The organism is Cytobacillus sp. FSL R7-0696, assembly GCF_038006865.1.
In the GTDB taxonomy this organism is placed as follows: Bacteria; Bacillota; Bacilli; order Bacillales; family Cytobacillaceae; genus Cytobacillus; species Cytobacillus kochii.
Genome location: NZ_JBBOWA010000001.1, coordinates 2,143,586 through 2,164,187, shown reverse-complemented (window position 1 = coordinate 2,164,187; position 20,602 = coordinate 2,143,586). Strand labels below are relative to the sequence as shown.

16 protein-coding genes and 2 pseudogenes are annotated in these 20,602 nt (G+C 37.4%); 8 read left to right on the top strand and 10 right to left on the bottom strand.

The window, feature by feature from the left end:
- Entirely contained in the window at positions 1-1,362 is a 1,362-nt protein-coding gene (locus MKX29_RS11155; protein WP_341105522.1) for a TRAP transporter large permease subunit, read from the bottom strand.
- A gap of 181 nt (positions 1,363-1,543) precedes the next feature.
- Here MKX29_RS11155 and MKX29_RS11150 point away from each other — a divergent pair, with 181 nt between their 5' ends.
- From MKX29_RS11150 to MKX29_RS11140, 3 genes are all read left to right on the top strand, one after another.
- A complete protein-coding gene (locus MKX29_RS11150) occupies positions 1,544-2,287 on the top strand; it encodes a GntR family transcriptional regulator (RefSeq protein WP_341105521.1) in 744 nt (247 codons plus the stop codon).
- Positions 2,288-2,416: 129 nt separating this feature from the next.
- Positions 2,417-3,799, top strand: a complete 1,383-nt coding sequence (locus MKX29_RS11145; RefSeq protein WP_095371667.1) for an acyclic terpene utilization AtuA family protein — start codon at positions 2,417-2,419, stop codon at positions 3,797-3,799.
- Between the two features lie 20 nt (positions 3,800-3,819).
- Positions 3,820-4,140, top strand: a complete 321-nt coding sequence (locus MKX29_RS11140; RefSeq protein ID WP_341105520.1) for a DUF4387 domain-containing protein — start codon at positions 3,820-3,822, stop codon at positions 4,138-4,140.
- Positions 4,141-4,543: 403 nt separating this feature from the next.
- Here MKX29_RS11140 and MKX29_RS11135 read toward each other — a convergent pair.
- A pseudogene (locus MKX29_RS11135) lies at positions 4,544-4,897 on the bottom strand (GDP-mannose 4,6-dehydratase); the annotation flags it as partial.
- 256 nt (positions 4,898-5,153) lie between these two features.
- Between MKX29_RS11135 and MKX29_RS24495 the strand changes: the two are divergent.
- The 3 genes and pseudogenes from MKX29_RS24495 to MKX29_RS11125 all read left to right on the top strand — a co-directional run bounded on the left by MKX29_RS24495 (position 5,154) and on the right by MKX29_RS11125 (position 6,067).
- Positions 5,154-5,297 (top strand): oligosaccharide flippase family protein, encoded by a 144-nt coding sequence (locus MKX29_RS24495; RefSeq protein WP_373370928.1) that lies wholly within the window; start codon positions 5,154-5,156, stop codon positions 5,295-5,297.
- 10 nt (positions 5,298-5,307) lie between these two features.
- Positions 5,308-5,430 (top strand): annotated as a pseudogene (locus MKX29_RS11130) (UDP-N-acetylglucosamine 2-epimerase (non-hydrolyzing)); the annotation flags it as partial.
- A gap of 361 nt (positions 5,431-5,791) precedes the next feature.
- Positions 5,792-6,067: an SGNH/GDSL hydrolase family protein gene (locus MKX29_RS11125; RefSeq protein ID WP_251162264.1), complete on the top strand. Its 276-nt coding sequence runs from the start codon at positions 5,792-5,794 to the stop codon at positions 6,065-6,067.
- An 89-nt stretch (positions 6,068-6,156) separates the two neighbouring features.
- On the opposite strand, the gene MKX29_RS11120 is transcribed toward MKX29_RS11125, so the two are convergent.
- From MKX29_RS11120 to MKX29_RS11095, 6 genes are all read right to left on the bottom strand, one after another.
- Positions 6,157-7,599: an SLC13 family permease gene (locus tag MKX29_RS11120; RefSeq protein ID WP_341105519.1), complete on the bottom strand. Its 1,443-nt coding sequence runs from the start codon at positions 7,597-7,599 to the stop codon at positions 6,157-6,159.
- Positions 7,596-8,774: a glycerate kinase family protein gene (locus tag MKX29_RS11115; protein ID WP_341057994.1), complete on the bottom strand. Its 1,179-nt coding sequence runs from the start codon at positions 8,772-8,774 to the stop codon at positions 7,596-7,598. The genes MKX29_RS11120 and MKX29_RS11115 overlap by 4 nt, the downstream gene beginning before the upstream one ends.
- Positions 8,775-9,006: 232 nt before the next feature.
- Positions 9,007-9,546 (bottom strand): PepSY domain-containing protein, encoded by a 540-nt coding sequence (locus tag MKX29_RS11110; RefSeq protein ID WP_289434819.1) that lies wholly within the window; start codon positions 9,544-9,546, stop codon positions 9,007-9,009.
- A 97-nt stretch (positions 9,547-9,643) separates the two neighbouring features.
- On the bottom strand, positions 9,644-10,384 hold the full coding sequence (locus MKX29_RS11105; protein ID WP_341105518.1) for a PepSY domain-containing protein: 741 nt from the start codon (positions 10,382-10,384) through the stop codon (positions 9,644-9,646).
- A gap of 77 nt (positions 10,385-10,461) precedes the next feature.
- Entirely contained in the window at positions 10,462-11,844 is a 1,383-nt protein-coding gene (locus MKX29_RS11100; RefSeq protein WP_224936700.1) for a sensor histidine kinase, read from the bottom strand.
- Positions 11,841-12,536: a response regulator transcription factor gene (locus MKX29_RS11095; protein ID WP_251162269.1), complete on the bottom strand. Its 696-nt coding sequence runs from the start codon at positions 12,534-12,536 to the stop codon at positions 11,841-11,843. The genes MKX29_RS11100 and MKX29_RS11095 overlap by 4 nt, the downstream gene beginning before the upstream one ends.
- Before the next feature lie 314 nt (positions 12,537-12,850).
- On the opposite strand from MKX29_RS11095, the gene MKX29_RS11090 reads away from it, so the two are divergent.
- Positions 12,851-13,276, top strand: a complete 426-nt coding sequence (locus MKX29_RS11090; RefSeq protein ID WP_224936702.1) for a hypothetical protein — start codon at positions 12,851-12,853, stop codon at positions 13,274-13,276.
- Positions 13,277-13,639: 363 nt separating this feature from the next.
- Here the strand turns inward: MKX29_RS11090 and MKX29_RS11085 are convergent, their stop codons facing one another.
- Positions 13,640-16,831, bottom strand: a complete 3,192-nt coding sequence (locus MKX29_RS11085; protein ID WP_341105516.1) for a leucine-rich repeat domain-containing protein — start codon at positions 16,829-16,831, stop codon at positions 13,640-13,642.
- 396 nt (positions 16,832-17,227) lie between these two features.
- Here MKX29_RS11085 and MKX29_RS11080 point away from each other — a divergent pair, with 396 nt between their 5' ends.
- On the top strand, positions 17,228-18,586 hold the full coding sequence (locus MKX29_RS11080) for a hypothetical protein (protein WP_341105514.1): 1,359 nt from the start codon (positions 17,228-17,230) through the stop codon (positions 18,584-18,586).
- On the opposite strand, the gene MKX29_RS11075 is transcribed toward MKX29_RS11080, so the two are convergent.
- Positions 18,491-20,503 carry a penicillin-binding transpeptidase domain-containing protein gene (locus tag MKX29_RS11075; RefSeq protein WP_341105512.1) on the bottom strand — a complete coding sequence of 671 codons (2,013 nt, stop codon included), beginning with the start codon at positions 20,501-20,503 and terminating at the stop codon, positions 18,491-18,493. The genes MKX29_RS11080 and MKX29_RS11075 overlap by 96 nt on opposite strands.
- Positions 20,504-20,602 lie beyond the last annotated feature (99 nt).

The following is a 20,602-nucleotide window of genomic DNA, read 5'->3' as shown; positions in this document are numbered from 1 at the left end:
CTATAACCCTAAGATTGGTAGTATGCCAGTTAGTAAGATCATACACAATATTAAATGAAGAATAACCCATATTATTGAGAGTTTGACCGTTTTTGTAAAATCAGAGTTTGCTATCCCCATCGCCACGTACATGCCTAATGCGAGTGGAGGGGTCATTCCCTCAAGCGCACCTGTCATAGCTGGTAATAATGCTGCAAATAGAATAGGGTCGCCTCCAAGTGCACTGGCGGCTGCAATTACAGCACCACCAAGAATAGCTACTTGCGCAGTTCCAGGTAATACCATCCCAAGAGCCATAAAGAAAATTGGAATAATAATAATAAGGAGCGTAATGCTTAAACCTAATGAAACAAACCATTCTTCGATTGCTTTTTCTGCACCAATTCCAGAGAAAGCCTGTGAAGTAGCATAAGCAAAATAAATGGTAACCGCAATAGGTACTACTTGTTGAAGTGAGCCTGAAAAAGTTGACAACATTTTTGATAGAAATTCTTTTCTTTTAGCAAACGACTTTCTACCGATAAAAACAGCATAAGCTCCAGCTAAACCAGGGGTAAACATTAATACCGAACTAGAATAGGCCCCACTACCACTTTCCCCAAGTCTACCTAATAACCAATCTTTTGCCTGTGCATCTAAGAAAAGAGGGAGGAATATGATGATTGGAATGAATAAAGTAGCCCAACCCGACTTTAAACTTTTTTTGAATGAAGGAATTTCTGTAGCAGGAATCGGCTGTACTTTATAAACGCGACAAAGCACATACAACGTTAACCATCTTTGGACAAAGAACCAAACACCTATACTGTATGCTGCCACCATCCAACCACTTAATGTGATACTACCAGGGGAGACTTTTTCAAGCACACCATATGTCAAAACAATAATTCCTGCTGGAGGGATAATATTACCTAACATACTTGCTGACATCTCTGTTGTTGCTGCAAAATGCGGAGGAAACCCTGTCCTTTTCATCATCGGAATCGTAAATACACCGGTTGTTGCAACATTACCTGGACCTGTCCCCGACAATGATGCCATAAATGTACTCCCTAATAAGGCAACATAGCCTGCTCCTCCTCTAAATCTTCCAACTAAGGAAATTATAATCTGCACAATTCTATTAACAACATTTGTTGCATCGAAAAGTACAGCAATGACCATAAAAGCAAAGATCACATAAAATAAACTACTTGTGGAAGGATACAATAAATACTCTAAAAACTTATTCCACTGTCCTGTAATCGCAATGATAAAAACAAAGGTAAGAGCCATTATTTCATACATAGGTCGCTTAAAAACCACAAAAAATACAGCTACAAAGACTAATAATGCTAATAGTATCCATAAAGCAGCAGGCATCAACATCCCTCTTTCCCCAATTTGTCATAAGTGGTTATATCAATTTATTTGATATTATAGCAGGTATTTTTATTTTTTCAATAAGTATTCAGAAGTTTCTAAATCTTATTAAAATATGGTAGTTATTTCCCTTTAGATGTTATAATCACATAAACTAAGTTGGATCAGGAAGGTGTTAAAAATGCTTAATCGTCATAGTTCTACACCACTCTACGAACAAGTTGCACAGCTTATTCAGGAAAAAGTAAATGAAGAAACTTGGCAGGCCGGTAAAAAACTCCCTTCCGAAAGGGAACTTTGCGAACTTTTTGCTGTAAGCCGCATTACCATTCGTCAAGCTATTAAACAATTGGAAGACCAAGGTATTCTTTATAGAACACATGGAGTGGGCACTTTTATTTCACGAAAAACCAAGTTACAACAACCTTTAGAGCAAATCAATAGTTTTCAACAAATGTTAGAGCAACAAGGGGTTATTGCTTCAACCAAAATATTAGCAAACAAACAAGTACTCAGTTCTGTCCAAATGGCTAAAATACTTAATCTTCAACCGACCGATTATGTAAGTAATCTTCAACTCATCGGATACGGTGATGAGCAACCAATGGTCTATTATAATAGTTATTTTTCTATACCTGTCGGTCAAACCATCATGCCAAATGCACAAGCAATGGAAAAACAAGGTAAACCTTTTTCAACATTGGATCTCTATCAGTTAACAAATACATATCAGCCGACTCACTTAGAACAAACATTTGAAGCTCATACAGCAAATAAGGAACTTGCATCTACAATGCAAATTGAAGAAGGTTGGCCCATTTTCCAAGTAACTTCTATCATGTATAAAGATGCTTATCCTTTAGAATATAGGGAAGCCTACTATCGCGGTGACCAATATCGCTTTTTTATAAAAAGAAAACTGTGAAACCTCCCTAGCCAACTTTTTTGTTGGCTTTTTTTATTTGTTGATTATATTCTGAATTGACAAATAATTTTATCAGTGTATTATATTGTATTAAGTGGTTATAACAATTTTGCGCAAGGAGGAATTTTTATGACAAAAGAACAATTAAGAATTGTTAGTCCAAATGGACATTTAGGATTTGCCCCAACAAAAGAGGAGAGCTTTCATATTGCAGCTGCTACAAAACCTGATTATTATTGTTGCGATTCAGGAAGCGACGATATTGGAGCTGCAGCTTTAGGTGCAGACCGGTCAGTAAGTATGTACCAATGGCAAAAGCATGATCTTGAACTAATGTTGCTCGCCTCACGTGAACAAAATGTACCAATGATTGTCGGTTCTGCGGGTGATTGCGGTACGAAAAGCAGAGTAGATTTATATGTAGAGATCATAAAGGATTTAGCAAAGGAACACCAACTTCCACCTTTCAAGATTGCCTATTTCTACTCTGATGTAGACACTGTATATTTAGCTGACAGAATCAAAGAAGGTACTAGAATTGAAGGTTTAGATAATCGAGAGGATTTAACAAAAGTAGATGTTGAGAAAACAACTAGGGCGGTAGCAGTAGCAGGCATCCACCCTTATGTAAAGGCTTTAGAAATGGGGGCAGATGTTATTATTGGTGGCCGCTCAAGCGATTGCGCTGTTTTCGCAGCGCCAGCTATTTTTGAAGGATTCCCAGAGGAACATGCCTATTATTTAGGTAAAGTTCTCGAATGTGCCTCATTTTGTGCAGAACCTTACGGGGCGAAAGAAAGTGTAATTGGTACGATTACACATAATGATGTAAAGGTCACTGCAATGGCACCGCATCAAAAATGTACCATTGCTAGCGTTGCGGGCCATGCAATGTATGAGAGGTCAAATCCTTATTTTGAATACTTTGCCGGGGGTATGCTTGACATGACCCATTGCAAGTACGAACAATATGATGAAAAAACAACACGAATTACAGGGCAAAAATATATACCTATTCAGGGAGACACAAAAATAAAAATAGAAGGCTCTGGTAAAGTCGGTGAAAAATATATTGGCATAGCAGGAGTTCGTGACCCCTATACCATTCAACATATTGATAAAGTCATACAGTTAAGCAAAGAACAAGTAAAAGAAGAATTCCCAACTACAAACTATCATCTGAACTACCGTATATTCGGCAAAAATGGGGTGATGGGTGAAATGGAACCTATTCGAGATATTCAATCACATGAACTCGGCATTGTAGTCGAAGGGATCGCAGACACAAAAGAACTAGCCGAAGCGATTACACTCATGGGCACAAGACAAATCTTCTACGCACGCTTACCAGAAGTAAAGGGAACGGCTGGTACAGCTGCATTTATTGTAGACGAGGTCCTTCCTTCCACCGCTTCTTATTCATGGACCATTAATCATACGTTACCAGTTAAAGACCCTATGTCCCTTTTCGAACTAAACATTGAAACAATCCAAGAAACCATTAAAGTGTAATGAGGAGGAGTGAGTATAACATGAACACAAAACCCTTAGCTGAATTAGCCAAGACCATTCGAAGTAAAAACGCAGGAACCGATCGCATCACATTTGACATTATTTTTCGAGAACCAGAAAACTATGATTTAGTCAAAAAAAGCGGTGTCATAAACAAAGAAAGCATTGCCGCACTCTTCCATATCAACAAAGATCGCATCACTGATTTAGTAGAGTTTGACCCTGCCTACGCCATTAAATTTACAATCAGCAGAACCGCCCCGAGCGGTAGTCCAGGTGAAGGAGATATATTTGGGTGTCAGCAGTATCCTCCTTTGTTGGGGGTGGAGGTGCCGGTGTAACTATATAAACTTATATGTAACTCCAAACTTAATTTCACAGGGATATATGGCACTGTAGGAGCTATTGTTGCAAACAGGGGGAAAGAAATATGGCATATTAAATTTCTTTATACCAGAGATGTTAGTAAGTATCCAACTGTAATGAGACGACAATAGTTACTTCTAAGTTTGGGAAGGCTTGCTGTATATAATAAACCAATTACAAAATACTCGATAGTTATGTAAACGTGTATTAATAGAGCAATTCATTCAAATTAAACGGGTTCATTTAGACATTGAGGCGAGTATCATTTTTTTACAGGAAAAGTGATATTGAGGAGTGCATTTTCAGGAAACAGTAAACAACACAAATAAGCCCGCCGAGCCATTAGAGCCAGCGGGTAATTTTTATTCACACAGATATTTAATTGCTTGAATAACCATTGGGGTGACTCTTATGCCAATTCCATGCATCAGAGATAATTTTTTCTAATGAATTAAATTGTGGTTTCCATCCTAATACCTTTCTTGCTTTTTCCGATGAAGCAATTAGTACAGCTGGATCTCCCGCTCTTCTCTCTTTTACTTCCGCAGGAATCGGATGATTAGTCACCTTTCTTGCTACCTCAATTACTTCTTTAACTGAGTAGCCACTACCATTACCTAGATTAAAAATATCACTTGTGTTATCTTTTCTTAAATATTCTAAAGCTAAATAGTGAGCAGATGCTAAATCCATTACATGAATATAATCTCTGATACAAGTACCATCCTCTGTAAGAATATAAATTAGATATAATTTTTTGTGTTACATTATGAAAAATTACATGCTTAACGTCTAAATCTTCTATCTCCAAAAAAACTGTTTAAATGAACCCTCTTGTTCTTAATCTCTCCTTTTGTCGCATCCTTTTACCAAGAGCCAAAGATTCAAGAATTAATTTATTGGTTTCCGGATCATGATTTACTCCTATTTTCCACTAATCGTAGGATATTAGGACCATCAGCTTTAGGTTTAATGGGTAGGATCATGATTGTTTATAGTTGTTTCACAAGCATTTGCTGATATGGGAATATCTAATGCAATAATTCATAGACAAAGTATCACTAAAAAGCAGCTATCAAGTTTTTATTGGCCAAATATTTTTGCTGGCTTAGTTATTTATTATATTATTTGAGGAGGAAGTCATGGTTGTATTCAGAATAAGACCAGAGGCTATTAAAATGTATCCCCTTGTAAAGGAATTAAAATCACGAGAAAATTTGAATACTGTTGTTTGCGTTACAGGTCAACATAGAGAAATGTTAGATACCTCTTCCAGTAAATTTTTCATCTTTTCTAAAATATTTATAGTCAAATCAAATAACGTTAGCTTTCTACTATACCAAATAGGCGAAAGAACTCTAAACTACTTTAATAAAAACCTTGATTTGGATCACCATCAACGATCGAGGAAGATAAAAGTTGGACAAATCAATTAGAACAAGAAATAAATCAAGCCTATCAAAAGACAATAACAGTCGAGATTGTTCCTTTTGATGGTATTTCAGGTGAATTTGATATCGCAGATGTAAGCAAATTTGGACCTGACCTTGTCTTATTAAAACCCTTCTTAAAGAGGGATAATAATTGGTAAGAGGATGTAGAAGCACCGATACATCACATTGAGAAGTGGCTAGAAGCTTTAGAAGAAGTGAACCCTCAACGACTGTTATATTTCAGCCAGCTAACCCATTTTATTTTCCACAAAAATATAACGAGCAAGTCAAGGCACTTAAAGCCTTTGCTGAGGAAAATCATTTAACATATCTCGTCCATTGGGAAGCATGGCCAAATACTAATGATCCATTCATACGAGAGTACTTGGAGGAAGATTACTACCCGAATGAACAAGGTCATCATCTATGGGTAGAATATTTACGAGAATATTTTATAGCAGAAGAGTGATTAAAACTGTACATACATCTCACGCTCAATGATTATAGCTTTACTAATATAATGCAAAAGGAGCCGAATGAAGGCTCCTTTTTTTACACTTATAACCCTGTCCAGTTCCAATAAGTAAAGTAAAACAAAATCATCAATATAAAATAAATCGGCATTAAGAACATATTTAACTTTAATAAAATATTGGCACGATAACTCATCGTGTCATGCTCATAGTATACTAATAGTGCCTTCGAACTGACCGGGAAAGTTAAGCAATAGTTCATCCCTACTAAGCTTAAAAAGAGCATGGAGGATGGCTCTAAATTAAGTGTCATACTAAGCATTAATATACCTGGCACCATCACTACAGCCCTTGTCGTATGAGAGGTAATATAAATGTGACTGGTAATAGCGATAAGGATGATAAGACTCACAAGACCCCATGCAGGGATAGGTGGAAAAGCACCAATTAGCTTGAATACTTCCTGCTCTATCCAGCTTACCGCACCAGTTTCCACTAAGTTCTTACCTAATGCTGTTGCAGCAGCGACAAATAAAATCAAATTCCACGAAACAGCCTGTAAGCCTTTTTTCCAGGTAATGACGCCATACTTAGGCAGCATAAAAACAAAGGCACCCACAATTGTGATTAAACCTATTTCATAGCCATGAAGTGCTTCTGTTAGCCACAACAAAATCAAGACAGTTAAAAGGATAAGTGTTTGCTTCTCCTTTTTGGAAACAGGCTTTACTTCAAATATATTGTTGACATTGCTCGCTTCAAAAGGGGCTGCAGTTAATTCCTTTGAAAAAAATAGTTTAAAAACAAAATAAGTGATGAAACTGATGATGAAGGCAAAAGGGAGGCCCCATATCAACCAATTTATATAAGAGATACTATCTCCTGTCGTCTTCTCTAATATTTCTATCCCGATTAAATGTGAACCTGCTCCTAATAATGTCGAAGAGGTCGTCATTAAAATGATGACTGGTACGAACAATGCAATGATTTCTCTTTGTTGCTTATTCTTAACAAGATTCGCTATTTCTCTTACAATTGGCAACATGAGTACCGCCCTGCCGGAAGTGGAAGGAATAAAGATAGCCAATGGAAACAGAGACAACATCAAATACAATAATAGTTGGTTTGTGTTTTTAGCTTTATGAATGATCACTCGCGTCATTCGAAGAGATAGACCAGAAGAACTAAATGCTTCTCCAATAATAAAAGCGCCAATCATCAACCAAATGATTTCCGAAGAAAAAGATGAATAGAGCACATCTGTATTTGCCCCATTTAATAAAATGAGTAATAGTAATGCACCTAAAGCAACATAGGCGGCAGGAAGTTTTGTACATACCCATAAAGCTAGTGTAATAATGAAAACAATCATAGAAACCTTTGCATCATAAGCTATATTGTCTGTGAAAACAATAAATGAACACACAAATGAGAGAAGAATGACGATGATTTGTGTTACATTTGGCAGCTTAGTTAAGTATGTTTTAGTAGATTGTTGCTTGTTTTCTAGTAAACGATTAGATTTCATATGATACCTTTACCCAATTTCCTTTCAGCAATACGATAGCCAACCTGAATTTGACGTACAGCTGCCTCTGCACAATCAGCAATTAAATTTGCTGCGTCTTCCATCGCCTTTTCTAATGAAGTTGGCTTCTGAATAATGCTCATATAAGCATCAATCCCACTTGTATAATTTACCCATGCATCCTTTCCAATGGACCCAGTAATTGCAATCACCGGTATGCCCAATTGTTTTGCTAATCTAGCAACTTCCGCAGGAATCTTCCCGTTTGGTGTCTGTCTATCTATACACCCTTCCGCTGTTAATACAAGGTCAGCACCTTCTAGATGTTCTTCAATTTGAATATATTTCATAATAATTTCATAACGTGGAAATAGTTTTGCACCTGCAAATGCCACTAAACCTGCCCCTAACCCCCCAGATGCGCCACTACCTGGTAGCGTTTTCACATCATGCCCCGTAGCCTTCTCTATTAAATTAGCAAAGTGCGATAAACCATTAGCCAATATCTCTACCTCTAGTAAGGAAGCTCCTTTTTGGGGTGCAAATACGTGCGCCACCCCCTTTGGACCACAAAGTACATTATGCCAATTACACGCGACATGCATTTGTACTTGAGATAATCTAGGGTCTATATTGGTTAAATCCATATATGCAATATCACTTAAGCAGCCCCCTCCCGTTATTTCTATTGGTTGATGATTTTGAGAATAAAATTTAGCGCCCAACGCTTGTGCCATACCCGCTCCACCATCGGATGTACCCGAATCACCACAGCCAAATAAAATATGAGTCGCTCCTGAATCTAAGGCAGCTAAAATTAATTCACCTACACCATAAGTATGAGTATTTAAAGGGTTACGTTTGTGAAGAGGAACCATTCTAAGCCCAGCAATAGCGGCCATTTCAATTACGGCTGTTTTTACGTTGTTTTCCTCATACAACCCAAAGTATGTCTGTACTTTTTCACCTACAGGATTTGTGGCGTCAATAAATTTAAGTTCACCTTTCTTAATTTTAATAATTGTTTTGACAAAACCTTCTCCACCATCAACCATGGGAATAACATGCGTATCCACAGCGGAATCAAAACGCCTGATCCCTTTATCAATCGCACTCGCTACTTCCTCAGCTTCCAAACACTCCTTAAAACCAGATGGGATAATCACTATTTTCATTTTACTGCCTCCAAGTCATTTTTTTTTTAGGAAAATGAGCCATTTCCATTTAAATCCGTCACTTCTAAGCTTTTTCACTTTCCTTGTTATCTTCTATACTAGTTTTTGAAGATGAGAACTCTATGTAAGAACCATGATAGTTAGATTAGAAATCAATAAGAATGAACCCAAATAATCAACCGAAATAAAAAAGACATGTAAATGGTTCTCACCAAATACATGCCAGGCCTCATTAATCCAAATCTTTTTTTATTATCTCTCCAGTTTTTGCATTCATCTCTATTTCCACTTCGCCTTTTTTGGAATCAGCTTCAATTTCATAAACAATGAGACCATCTTCTTCATCCAGTTCAATTTCATTCACTTTACCGTTAGAAGCCTTTTCTGCAATTGCTATCGCATCTTTTTCTTGTATGATCCGTTGCTTGATTAATTGCTTATCATCATCGTTAGCGTCGTCTCTATCTCTTTCGATATCATCATCTTCATTACCTTGATCCCTTTGGATAGAATCACCTGAAGAGGCATCTACTTTTACGTCCTGTACATCATCGTTATCGTCATCGTATCCCCTATCGTCAGATTGATTCTCCCCATCATCTTGTTTACTGATGGCAATGACATCCGCCTCTCCGGCCTGAGATACTTTTTCATCTAATTCTGTATTGATAGAAGTAGCATTTGTTTCATCATTATTTGTAGCCCCAACAGCAACCGCTCCACCCATAATTACACCAGTTATGATTAAACCAACAAAAATTTTATTTTTCATGATTAATATCCTCCTTTAATCTTCTGATTACTTATAATATAATCGCGTAAGATTAAGGAATGAGGTGAGTAACATTAGAATTTGCTAAAAAGTAAGATTAATCATCAAATGAAATAGTAGCTTTCCCTGTTAAGGTATGAACTTGTACGGTTGCCTCATTATCATCATCGGTTTCAATTTCAATGAGATAATAAGTTTGGCCTCCAATATTTTCAATTTCGATATCATCATCGACTGCCCCTTTTACATTTTCCAACGCGATTTTAATTGCTTCATCTTTAGAAATAGCCACTGGACGATCTTCTTCTTTTTGTTTGCCTTCTTCCGGGTTTTCTTCTTTAGGTTTTTCAGCTTTATCTTTTGAAACAATTGAACCTGTTACTGCATCTACTTTAACAATATACTCCTCTTTATTCTCCAGAACTTTAGCTACATAAACATCTTTCTGATTTTCGGTTTTTTTACTAATAGATAAAATATTATCGCTTGACAGTAATAAGATACTTTCTATTTCCTTTTCATTCTTTATCATTTTATTACGATCATCACCGCCACTTGAGTTATCTCCAAGTTTCTTTAAAGATATTATATCTCCATTTTCTGCATTTAAAGAAACTTCATATATTCCGCTTTCTCTCGTCATTTTTATGTGATAAGCACTTTGTTGTAATTCGATATTTGTTACTTTGCTGCCTTTATACCTTTCCTCAATTAAGGAAAGGGCGTCATCTTTAGTAATTGTTTTCGCAGAAGTAGTTACTCCTTGCCATGTAACAATAATAATAAAGGTTGCGATGACAACTAACCCAAGAGTAATCCATAACCCTTTTCTTCTCATTATTATCCTCCATTCTATATCCCTTTCCTTTATTATCTAATAAAAAAATTAAAAGAAAATGAGAAAGCACTGATCGATTAATTAATTTTTGTTTTCCTATGTTCGTTATTAAACACCATAGTAACCGTTGTTCCTAGATTTTCAACACTTTGTAATTTTATCTCAATGGCTAAAGCGTCGGCAATTTCCTTCGCTAAAGAAAGTCCAAGTCCGACTCCTCCTGTTTTTCTGGACCTTGCTTTATCAATACGGTAAAAACGTTCAAATATTTTGGGAAGCTCATTCTCATCTATACCTATTCCACGGTCAGAAACATGAATAAGTATTTCTTCGTTACTATTCTCACTCAAAGTGATTGTAATTTCATCATTACTATACTTTCTTGCGTTATCAAGGAATATAAAAAGTAATTGCTTTAACTTTTGTTCATCTGAGTAAATGGACGCATTGCCATCAATTTCACTTTCAAAAATAATCCTTCGATTGTAGCCGTTCTGGAAAGCTTTTGCTGAATCTACCAAAAAGTCGCTTAGGCTAATTTTGGTTGTTTCTATATTCCATTGTTGATTATGTTGTGCTAGGAGTAATAGTTGTTCTGTCAAATTTTTCATTCTAATGGCTTCAGAATGTATCGCTTCAATTGATTCTTTAAAAAGTTCCTCATCATGCAATCCTCGTCTTTTTAAAAGACTGGTATAGCTTTCAATTACAGTTAGTGGTGTTTTTAGTTCATGGGAAGCACTTGAAGCAAATTGTTTTTGCTTATCAAAGTTGACTTCGAGTAAATCAATCATATGATTAAAAGTCGTACCCATTTCATGCAATTCGTCATTGGAATCTTTATTTAATGGCAGCCGTTTAAATTTCCCACTTTCTCTAATTTCACTCATCGTCTTAATCATTGAAGTAATCGGCGCAATAATAAGGTTGCCTAATAACCTACTAGAAATAATAACTGGAATCATTGCAACTAAGGTTACAATGATTAAAACCAACCGTAATACTTTTAAATTTTCTGTCGTTCTTACAATGCTTTTGGCGATTTGCAGGTTAGCTATTTCACCATTGCTCAAAATAATCGGAATCGAACCAAAAGTATATGAGGTTTCACCCTCTTTAATCTCGACATTTAATGAGGAACTAAATGATTTCTCTATGTTATGAGCCTCTTTATTAAAAGAAGGATCCACAAATGTACTAGCTGCTTTTTGGCTATCCTCATAAACGATACGAACCATACCGTCGATAGGAATATAAGCCCGAAGTAACGTGTCCATTGGTACCGTGGCAAGTGACTGATCGATTTCAGCAGCATTTCTTTCCAATTCCAGTTTCCCACGGTCAAGTTCACTATTCATCATCATATTGCTAAACAGCAAATAAATAGAGATATTCATGACGATTAGTAATATGATGAACAAGATAGAAGTATATAGATTGATTTTGTTTTTTAACTTCATTTCATCTCCCTTATTACATAACCTACACCTCGTACCGTATGGATAAGCGCAGGGAGATTTTCAACGTCAATTTTCTTCCTTATATAACGAATATAAACATCAACAACATTTGTATCACCAATAAAATCATATCCCCAGACTGCTTCAACAATTTGATCACGATTCAGTACTTGTCGTTTATTTACCAATAAATAAACAAGCAAATCAAACTCCCTCGGTGTCAATTCAATAGATGTATCCCCACGAAAAACTTCTCTTGTTTTCTCATTCACTTTTAAATTAGCAATCGTAAGCACATCTTCTTCATTTTCTACTTCCTCAGTGACTTTATTTCGGAATGCCACACGGACTCTGGCCAGCAACTCTTCTATTTGAAAAGGCTTTGTTATATAATCATTCGCACCTAAATCTAATCCAGAGACTTTGTCTTCAACTGAGCTTTTCGCAGTTAAAAGAATGACCGGTGTATGGTTATCATTAGCCCTAATTCTTCTTAACAACTCTATTCCGCTAATACCCGGAAGCATAATATCTAATAATACGAGATCCCATATTTTGCTTTTATAAGTATGGAATCCTTCTAACCCATCAAGCGCTTTTGTCACTTTATATCCTTCATATTCCAGCTCTAATTCTAATAACCGTGCAATTTTTTCTTCATCTTCAATGACGAGAATTGATTTTTTGTCCATTAAATACCCACCCTTTACAATCCACTTTATGATTGATTGTAGATTCTTTTTATTAAGATTCTATTACTTTATGAATATATTTATATTAATACCTTTCAACCCCAGTTTCTGTTAAAAATCGTGTTTATTAAACGGCCAAATGGCTCATTTCTCATCATTTTTTAAAAGAGGCAATTAAATATGAGCTTTCCTTTTTGAAAGGACTTATCTAGTACAATTGTTTGTTTTTGAATTGAGACTTTTATTGGATGAATTTAACCGGAGCATTTGTTATGGTTAATTAAAATTATATTTACAGGAGATGAAATTGCATCATGTATAAATGGCAACTTGCACTAATTACTGGGATACTGCTCCTCTCTGCTTGTAACAGTAATTCCGTTGAGGAATCGGACATGAATAAAGAGAAGACCCACGAAGTGTCTCAATCATCTGATGAAAAAGAGGCAAACTCAAACTCAGGTAACCATTCAGTCCCTGTACAAAACATAGCAAATGATAAGATTTCTAACGAAAAGGATTTGTCTTCATTACCAGAATACGGCAAAATTATAGAACTAATCGGTGATCAAGATTATCTCTTCACAAAAGAATCAGATACTGGAAGTAAACGCGTGTTTATTATTGAGCAAAATGGTGAAAAACAATATAAAACTATCTTCATCAAGAAAACAAATCGACTTAAAGTGATAAAAATTCACGGTAATGGCGGAGAAGTTTTCAACCAAATATTACCATAAAAAGAATGACAGAAAAGACACTAATAGCAGGTGGAAGTAATGAAAGTCGACCGGACCCTTTGAGGTTATTCTTTAAGTATTTATACATTTCTATGGCATGAAAGAAGTTTAAGGAAATTCGCGCCATGATTTCCTATCCGATTCAAACCAATTGTTTCTAGGTAACTTGCACATCTTCATACCTGTTGTTCGCATTTTGGCTTTGCCCATACCTTTTCCCCAAAGGTATAGGTATAACTTATGCTCATGTGTTTGGTTGTAAAGAGGCTAGAGCAAAACAAACACAATAGAAACTAATTTTCCTCACATTGTTCGCCGGAACTTAATAAAGAGTGACACCATTTTAGTGTCACTCTTTGTTCATCATTTCAATGACGGCTGTTTTTTCCTTGCAAGGAATAACATGATGGTACCTGCTAGTAAGATTGTCATACCCATTGCTAAATAGTTATAGCTGTTGGTTGACGTATTTGGTAGAGACTTACCTGTTTTCTCCTCTGGTTTGGCGCCAGATTTCATTTGTTCTTTTTTCCCTTTGATGACATCTGCTGGTGTTTTACCATCATTTGGTTTTTTATTGCCATTGCCTGGGTCTGGTTTTTTCGTTGGTGGAGGAGGGGTGTTGCCCTCGCCCGTTCCATCTTCATCTACTGTTGTTGTTGCTTCTGCATAAGTATAGCCAAGGATTTCATATTCTTCGTCATATGCCATCAATTCAATAGTATATGTTGTATCTTTTTCAAGTTCTGTCCAAATATGCGAGAGTGTATCTGCATCCACGATTTCATACTCTTCTCCATTTAGAGAGATTTCATATTCATAGACTGCTCCTTCACCATCGTATATCCATTCTGTTTCAATAGAGTCTTCTGTTGCTTCTACTTTTGTGAAGTAAAGATCTTCACTAATCGTGAATACATAATCGAAATAAATTTCAATTTCTTCTCCATCCGCATTTAGTGCTGCAATAGCAACTTCATACGGCGTTCCCGGAGATAGTCCAGTAAATACGTAACTAGATTCTGTTCCTGATACTGTATCTACTGATTCACCATCTATATACAATTCATAAGCTGCTACTTCTTCTTCTCCATTATATTCCCATTCTGCATAGATCGAATCATGCGTCGCTGTTAAAGAGGTAAAGCTTAAGTTCCCCATTTCTTCTTCATAGAAAACTTCCACACCGCGCATTCTTAATTCTTTAATCACTTCCATCGCTTTCGAGCCTTCCGAAATGTCAAGCGTTGGGACCGAGATGAAAGAGACAACAGCTAAGTAAGGTAAATCTAGTAATGGCGAAATATCCGTAATAGCTGTTTCATCCATTGCTAAGAATAATAGATTATTACCATTCTTAAGTGGCGTAATGTCAGTAATAGCATTACCCGAAATAATGAGACCTTGTAAAACATGGGCATTCTCAGAATTTAACCAATCAAGATTCGTCATATTTGTATAATCTGCAAGTAAAAATAACAACTGTAATTTCGCTAGTGATTTGAAATCACTAATTGGATTATCCGATACGATTAAGTATTGCAGATTGGTTGCTTTTTCAATTCCTTTAAGACTTGTTAGTTCATTATCATATAGTGATAATTCGATTAAGCTACTTGGCAAAGCAGGGAGCTTTTTATATCCATTGCTATCAGCTGAAAGCGATTGTAAGTTAGGTAAACCTTGTATTGGTGATAAATCGAGTCCAGGATTGTAGGAAGCAACAAGCATATTCAAGTTTGTTAAGCCCGACAATGGTTTTAAATCTTTCACTTTCGTGTCATCAATATATAATACCGATAATTTACTCAAGCCTTTAATCGCTGTTAGATCACTGACTGGGTTCCCTGTTATCGATAGCTCTTCAAGGTTTGTAGCCAGCTCTAGCCCAGCTAAATTCCGAACACCTTCATAATCAACATACAGTGAAGTTAAATTTTTCATATCACTTTCATATATGTCACGGCTAATGCCAAGAGTCATCTTAATCATGTCTCTTAACCCTTTATCCTTAATCGACACTTTTTTTCCTTCAGGTAATTTTGCCGTTTTCACATCCATTGTTGCCCGACCAATTAATTGTTTACCGTCGTAAGCCTTAATAACGATATCATAGGTTGTATCTGCCTTTAAGTTCTTAAATACATGTTCTTCTAAACCAGATACTTTCGTTTCTTTCCCGTCAATAGAAACAATATAATGATCTGGGTACAAATTGATATTGGCTTCAGGCCAGAAACTCCAATACACTTGGATACTTGATTCATTGACAAATCCACGCTCTACCATCATATTTACATCATCTGCTTCATTGCTGTACACGGTTACGCCTTTTGCAGTTAAATCTTTCAGTACAGCTTGTGCCCCAGCATTTTCACCAATCCAAGGCAGGCCATAAGCATAAACTGTTTGAAGATTCGTTAATTTTTTAAGAAAGTCCAGGTTGGCTAGGGAAGTATGAGAGATATTTAATTCCACTAAACTTGTACTAAAAATACTTGTATCTGTAATAGCTAATCCTGTGACATCAAGGTCTTTTAACTTTGTTAATGCTTTGATTGGTGTTAAATCAGTAATGTCATTATAACCGAGATGCAATGTTTCTAAATTTGTCGCAAATTGTAATCCTTCAATAGATGTTACCCATAAATTCGAGATTGATAGACTTGTTAAACGGTCTAAGTCAGCTTGATAAATAGCGCGCTTTAACCCTAATTCATCTTTAATTGCTTGCTCAAGGGCACTGTCTTCGAATGGAATAACGTCTCCTGTCGGTACTGCCGATGTTGTTACTTCTACCTCTGCTGAAGATACTACACTACCTTTTTGCACACCTTCTACTTTCACTTTATATGTAGTAGCAGGGGCTAATTTCGTTAATGCATAGGTTGTTTTATTTGGTGAAACGACTTCTTTTAAATGGCCATCAACGTATAATCTAAATTCATCAACATCCACTAAACTCCACGAAATGTCAGCTGTTGTATCAGTTATCTTATGAGCAACAATATTTATTGTAGGGACAGGTTCATCTTTTGCTGGTTCTTCATCCGCTACTTGTTCTTCTTCCTCAACAACCGTTTCATCGTCTTTTGGTGACTCTTCGCTAGCTTCCTCTTCTACAACCGGCATTTCAACAGTTAACGTTGTTTCGTTACTTTGCGCCTTACCTTGCGCAATCGCATAAGTCACTGTATCTCCAGGTTTCACCTCAGAATCAATCAATTCATATATACGATAAACGCCATCCTCCCCAGACTGTTCTTGACTCATTTCAGGTTGGCTGGCAAGAACCGAGCGTTCTCCGTTTTTAACGAGGGTGAACAATTCTGCATTCTCATTTGCAGATTCTTCATATTTCACTCGCCATTTCAGTTTCACTTGTCCATCAATATATTCTGGATTTTGCAATTGAATATCTAATGGTTGTTCCACATCAGTTGTTTCTGGTGATGTCGGTGTTTCCTCCGTACTCTCTGTCTCCGCTAGGACGGATGCAGGGATGAAAGAAAAAACGAGCATCATGGATAAAAGTAGATGGATAGCTTTTTTCATTCCCAATTCCCCTATTCTCTCTATTTTTAGAAATATATTCCTTTCAATACAGATGTATCATATAACGAATAGATGGGCTTGTATAGATACTACGATAGAATATTTTTCGACATCATCTCTTGAGGAAAAATGAGGTTTTTGTCGAAAGTTGACTAGACTGGGTTGCTATCCCCATCACCAGACTAAGCTTGTTTGATAAGCCATTGCGGGGGAGACGTCAGTTAATGTTTGAGCGTTGATTTGCGATGTAGGTCATGTCATGTGCTGCTTGTCTCTTCCGGAGATTTGATATTTGATCGGTTGGGGATGGTTATAGGGGTGATAGAAATTTTGAAAGGTAACCCCTCAAGAAAGGAGAATCGTGGGTCGAGTTGGTAGCCATAGGGATAAGCTCTGTTGTGGCGATTATCCCCGTTATCCTACCATTTTTTCTTGCTCACTCTGATTTTTGGTACGTTTCTCGGCGTTTCCTACCATACTTTTCGACTCACTCCGATTTTTGGTACGTTTCTGGACGAATCCTACCATCTTTTCATGCTATCTCCGGTTTTTGATACGTTTCTCGGCGTTTCCTACCATATTTTTCGACTCACTCCGATTTTTGGTACGTTTCTGAACGAATCCTACCATCTTTTCATGCTATCTCCGGTTTTTGATACGTTTCTCGGCGTTTCCTACCATATTTTTCGGCTTACTCCGGTTTTTGGTACGCTTCTCACCGTTTCCTACCATCTTTTTCGGCTCACTCCGATTTTTGGTACGTTTCTAGACGAATCCTACCACCTTTTTCGGCTCACTCCGATTTTTGGTACGTTTCTAGACGAATCCTACCACCTTTTCATGCTCTCTTCGGTTTTTGGTACGTTTCTCGGCGTTTCCTACCATCTTTTTCGGCTTACTCCGGTTTTTGGTACGCTTCTCGGCGTTTCCTACCATATTTTTCGACTCTCTCCGGTTTTTGGTACGTTTCTCGGCGTTTCCTACCATCTTTTCATGCTCTCTCCGATTTTTGGTACGCTTCTCGGCGTTTCCTACCATCTTTTCATGCTTACTCCGATTTTTGGTACGCTTCTCGGCGTTTCCTACCATATTTTTCGGCTCACTCCAGTTTTTGGTACGCTTCTCGACTTTCCCTACCATATTCTCATGCTCACCCCGATTTTTGGTACACTTCTCGGCGTTTCCTACCATCTTTTCATGCTCACTCCGATTTTTGGTACACTTCTCGGCGTTTCCTACCATCTTTTCATGCTTACTCCGATTTTTGGTACGCTTCTCGACTTTCCCTACCATATTCTCATGCTCACTACGGTTTTTGGTACGCTTCTCGACTTTCCCTACCATATTCTCATGCTTACTCCGATTTTTGGTACGCTTCTCGTCTTTCCCTACCATATTCTCATGCTTACCCCGGTTTTTGGTACGCTTCTCACCGTTCCCTACCATATTCTCATGCTCACCCCGATTTTTGGTACACTTCTCGGCGTTTCCTACCATATTTTCATACTCACTCCGATTTTTGGTACGTGTTTCCACTCAAACCACCCTCAACGCAGCACTCCTCTCCTTACCACTACACCCTCATGTTATTACATCAAGCATCTAAAAATAATAAAAGGCTGGAACTATTTAGTCCCAGCCTTCAGTATTTATTCTTTATTAGAAACGATCTTTGTTTTTCTCAAATGTATCTTTCACTTTTTCGATGACGATTTTACTGCCACCTTGTTCTTCGACACCTTCAACCATCATTGAGATAAGGAGATGGGGGTCATCCGGGTTATAGGCAACAAACCAACCGTTTTCTTTACCCTCTTCATCAGCGGTCTGTTTCAGTTCCGCCGTCCCCGTTTTCCCTGCTAGCGGGTAGCCTTCAATACGTGCCGTACGTGCTGTACCGCCTGGTTCATTCACTACTTTATTCATCGATTCAGCTACAGTTTTAACGGTAGCTTCATCAATTATATTTTCCTTCCATACTTGGCTCTTTTCTTCCTCATTCAGGAGCAAGATCGGTTTAATCATTGACCCATTATTGATAAAAGGTGTATAAGAAGTAGCCAAGTGAAGGATGCTCATTTCAACATGTCCTTGCCCATAACCGGAATCGGCAATTAATGTTTCTTTATCCAGCTCGCCGATTGTAGAAGATTCGAGTGGATAGGCAAAGGGAATATCCTCTGTAAAGCCAAATTCTTTTAATCCAGCAGTTAATTTGTCTTTTCCTAGCTCTAATGCTGCCCTTGCAAAGTAAATATTATCCGAATACATCATCGCTAAATCGAAATTGACTGGCTTTCCAGGATCGCTTACCCTTGTGATTCGGTAATCACCCCAGCGATTATCATCCGGCCACTGCAGGCCCTTCACTTCTATTGTATCATCAGGTTTAATGGCTCCTTCTTTTAATGCAAGCGCACCTGTTATTGGTTTAATCACGGAACCTGGTGCAAACGTGTGTTGAAAACGATTCAAGAATGGATTATCACCACTCTCTTCTAGCTCTTCTAATTGAGAGGCAGAGTATCCAAGTGTTGCTTGATTCGGATCGAACCCTGGACTAGAGACAAGGGCCAATGTTTCACCAGTAACAGGGTCAATGGCGGCCGCAGTGCCTGGCTTATGATCCAGTTCTTTATACAAGTCCTCTTGTAATGTGAGGTCAATGGTTAACTGAACGTTGCTACCATTTTCTACTGGTGTTTCGGCCACTACTACCTCTGAACCGTCCTCTTTCTTAATCCCTATTAAGACACCATTTGAACCACGCAGCTTTTCCTCATATACTTTCTCTAAGCCGCGGCGTCCGATGTCATCATTACTGCCATATCCTTTTCCTTCGTGTTCCTCCAAGTCGTCAGCCGTCACTTGAGCGACATTACCAATTAAGTGTGAGGCCGCCTCGCCGCCAGGGTATACTCGACCTTCAATATCCTTTTTTAATACACCTGGTATGCTCATCAAGTTATTTAATAGTTCTTCTTGATTCGTCGCAATTTTCTTGATTGGCACAAATTGATTTGCCTGCACCCAACTCGCGCCTAGTTTATCCTTAACAGAGTTCTCTGAGATCTCAAGTAATTTTGCCACTTGCTTAACCGTTTCATCTTCAGAGTCCATTTGTTCTGGGACAATGCCGATTTCTAAAATCGTCCCATTGAAAGCAAGTGGATCGCCTGAACGATCGACAATTTCTCCCCGTTTTGCCTTCACTGTGTTGTATGTAATTTCATCATTCGGGCCAAGTTCAGGGAAAATATAAGTCGTATCCCATTCAATATACCAATTTTCCTCATCGTCTCTCTCTTCTTTCACTAATGTTGCTTGGTGATCAAAGGCAATCTCTCCTGCTAAACTGTCCATTTTTGCCGAAAATGGTAGTTTTAATGATTGCTGATCTGTATCTTGTTCTTTCTCTGATTTTTTATGTGAAATGTCTAAGTTAGCAATGCCTAAATCTGTATATACTTTTTCATAGCGACTGACAAAGTCTTCTTTACTAACTGATTCCTTTGCCTCTTTTGAGAGCATGCCATACATTTTTGCGAACTCTTCTTTATTCCAATATTCTATATATTGAGATAACCGTTGTTCTGGATCAACCTCTTTATTGCATGCGCTAAGAATGGCTAAAACCGTAATGGCCACAAATAAATAGACTACCTTTTTCATGTCTCTCCCCCTCATCAACCATTTTAACACTACGGTCACTTTCATACCATATATAGAACAACGGTTTCATGCGAACATTTTATGAACAAAAAAATCCGT